This is a genomic window from Candidatus Thiosymbion oneisti (assembly GCF_900092655.1).
Lineage (GTDB): Bacteria > Pseudomonadota > Gammaproteobacteria > Chromatiales > Chromatiaceae > Thiosymbion > Thiosymbion oneisti.
On sequence record NZ_FLUY01000335.1, the window covers coordinates 1 to 3,255 of the forward strand.

At 66.1% G+C, this 3,255-nt stretch carries 1 protein-coding gene; it reads left to right on the plus strand.

Annotation, left to right across the window (positions count from 1 at the left end; genetic code table 11):
* Window positions 1-244: 244 nt before the first annotated feature.
* Window positions 245-3,255: NACHT domain-containing protein (locus BQ17_RS03010; RefSeq protein WP_141699060.1), on the plus strand; the 3,011-nt coding region annotated here is incomplete at its 3' end.

The window sequence follows — 3,255 nt, forward strand, 5'->3', positions numbered from 1 at the left end:
AAATTTTATGCTTGGCCGCTCACTTTCCGGCCCATTTAACGCCAGGACGCAATGGCGCCAAGACGCAAAGATTCTTTTTTGGCTCGTTCCCACGCTCCAGCGTGGGAATGCCGTTGTGGCCGCTCCAGCGGCCGAGATCCCCGGCTCCGCTCGGGACCGGGTTTCATGACGCTGGAGCGTCTGGATTTGGCTCCCACGCTGGAGCGTGGGAGCCAGAGGCACGGCATTACCTGAAGGCCCACCCATGACCAAGCTGCTCGCCCCCGCGCCCAAAACCCTCGTCGAAGACCTGGCGCGCCGCTTGTCCGGCCCCGGCGGGCTTGCGCCCCTGAGTACACGCCGCCTGGCACTCCTGATCGAGCTCATGGACGAATCGGGCTACATCGGCTATGGCGCGGCCTATGCCCGGCTGTTTCCCGCCAGCAGCCGCAGCCCGACGGAGAAGACCAAGGCCGACAAGGCCTTTCACAAATTCCGCCACACCCTCAAAGAATCCGCCGCCGGGCAAAAGACCCAGCTGGAGCTACAAGTGGACGCCAACCGTAATGCGGACCCGGAACAACGCCGTCTCTGGTTCGCCGCCGCGGACAACGCCGAAGAGCGCCTGACCGAATTCAATCTGGGCGCCACCGGCGGCCTGGTCGAACACCCCCAGGAGCAGACCCTACGGGTACGGGGCGAGCAGCGCAGCTATCTGCTGCTCTACGCAGAGCAGGAGCAGGCCGACGCCCGCGAGCTGCACGGACAACTGAGGACCCAGCTCCAGGCCTATGGAAAGGATTGGACCGATCTCGATTTCCACCGGATCCCGGTGGGAGAGGACAAGGCACGTACCCGTGCCCGCTATCTGGAACAGGCCGATCTGATCCTGCTCCTGGTCAGTCCGGCCTTGATTGCCGAGATTAAAAAAGAGAGTCTTCCGCTGCCCGATAACCGGCCCCTGATCCCCCTGGCGTTCAAAGGGTTCGACGACGACCAGCTTGCAGACACCTCGCTCGCCGACCTCCAGATCTTCCGCGACGCCGACGGTAGGGCATGGAAAAGCAGCGGCAGGCGCGAGGCCTGGGCCGCCGAGGCGGCACAAGCCATCCTTGCCCGTGTGGACGAGTCCCCCGATCCGGCGGCAGCCGCGCAGAAACGCCTCGCCGTCATCACCAGGTTTTCCGATGACTGTCTCGGCGATTGCCCGGAGCCCCACTATGTCAGGCAGCAGCTAAGCAGCCGGCAGGGCGACACCGAAGGCCGGGAGGCCCTGTCTTTCCTGCTCGACTGGCTGCGGCGCCCCCACGACGGGCTGCCCTACTGCGCCGTCTTCGGCGAGCTGGGCATGGGCAAGACCACCCTGAGTCAACGCCTGACCCGGGAGCTCCTGGAGCTGCGCAAGACCGAGCCCGAACTCCCCTTACCCGTCTATCTGGATCTGCGCGCGGTCAATGCCATGCGCTGGGACTGGCGGACCCAGGGCGTCCCACCGCTGGACGCCATGCTCGGACATCTGTTGGCAGCGGCCTACAACCTCCCGGTCGGCCAGGCCCGACCCAGTGTGGACGACATCAAGCGCCTGGCCCAGGAGCAGGGCGGCCTGGTGATCTTCGACGGCCTGGACGAGGTCATGAACCAGCTGCCCCCGGACCAGTGCCGGCACTTCATCCAACGCCTGTGGGAAATCCTGCCGCCCCGGGTTTGGCGTCAAGCCGACCCGGATCGGTCAGCCAAGGACAAGCAGGTCGGGCGCCTGATCATGACCTGCCGCAGCCATTTCTTCCAGACCCTGCGGGACCAGCTCGGCGCCCTGGACGGACGCCAGCGGGAGGCCGTGGGCGCCAAGGACTATCTCTGGGTCACCCTGCTGCCCTTCGGTCGCGAGCAGGTCGAGACCTATTTCCGCCAGGTCTTCGGCGACCAGCCCCAGCGCGCCGAGCTGATACTGGAGATGCTGGACCGGATCCATGATCTGCGCGGGCTCAGCAGCCGGCCCTACAACCTGCGCCTGATCCAAGGCCAAGTGGAGAATCTGGAGGCCATCCACCGCGGTGGTGGCCGGATCAGTGTGGCCGATCTCTACGAGAATCTGGTCGACCAATGGACCGACCGCGACAGCCCCAAGCACCGCTTGGACCGGGACCACAAGCTGTTGCTCATGGAACAGCTGGCCCACCGCCTCTGGTCCCGCAAACAGAAGAGTCTGAATTACCGGGAGCTGGAAGACTGGCTGCTGGACCAGCTGGTCGCCGATTCCCGTCGCCAGCTCGCCTACCGGGCCTATCTGGACCGGGAGCAGGGCACCGATATCCTGCAAGAGGATCTGCGCAATGCCAGCTTCCTGGTCCGGGAGGGAGAAGACCGCTTCCGCTTCGCCCACACCTCCATCATGGAATTCTTTCTCGCCCGCGCCCTGTTGCGGGCCCTGCCGGCGATCGGGGGGCAGGCCGGCGACCTGGATCCCGCCGCGAACCGGAATCCCGATCTGGAACAGGCATTGGCCCTATGGAAGATCCCCGTCCCCAGTATCGAGACCCTGGATTTCCTGGGCGAGCTGCTCCGCAAAGCGGACGCGACCAGTTGGCAACCGGCCTTCCGTATCATCCGCCAACACTATCGGCCCGGCATCAGCGAGCTGCTTCTGGCCTATGGCCTGCACGCGCACCGACAGGGTTTGCCTGCCCCCAGCCTGGCCGGCATGGCGCTGACCGGCGCGGATCTCAAGGACTGGCGCTTCGAAGGCCCAGCCGACGGCCCTTTACTCAATCTCTCCCGCCTGCGCCTCACGGGCAGCCGGCTGATGAATGTCCGCTTCCACCGGGTGAACCTGAACGATGCCGATCTAAGCGACGCCGAGCTGACCCGTGCCGAGCTCTGGGCCGGCAGCGCCCGCAACGCCTGCCTGCGGGACGCCGATCTCACCGGTGCCTGCTTCCGCGGCCTGGATCTCACCGGCGCGGATCTGCGCGCCGGGCGATGCTACCGTACCCAACTCCTGTCCTGCACCCTGGACCGGACCCTGGGTCTGGACGCGGAAGGCATCCTGATCGCCAACTGCCGATTAGACCGGCACCTGCCTCCGCCCCAGCCCCAAGCCCCGGCGACCGGCGCGCTGGCCCAGCTATTGGATGGGCACCAAGGTTCGGTCCTGGCCTGCAATTGGTCGCCGGACGCCAGCCGCTTGGTCTCGGCCGGGGATGACGGCAATCTGCGCCTGTGGGACGCCGCCAGCGGCGAGTGTCTGGCGGTACTCGAGGGGCACCAGGGTTGGGT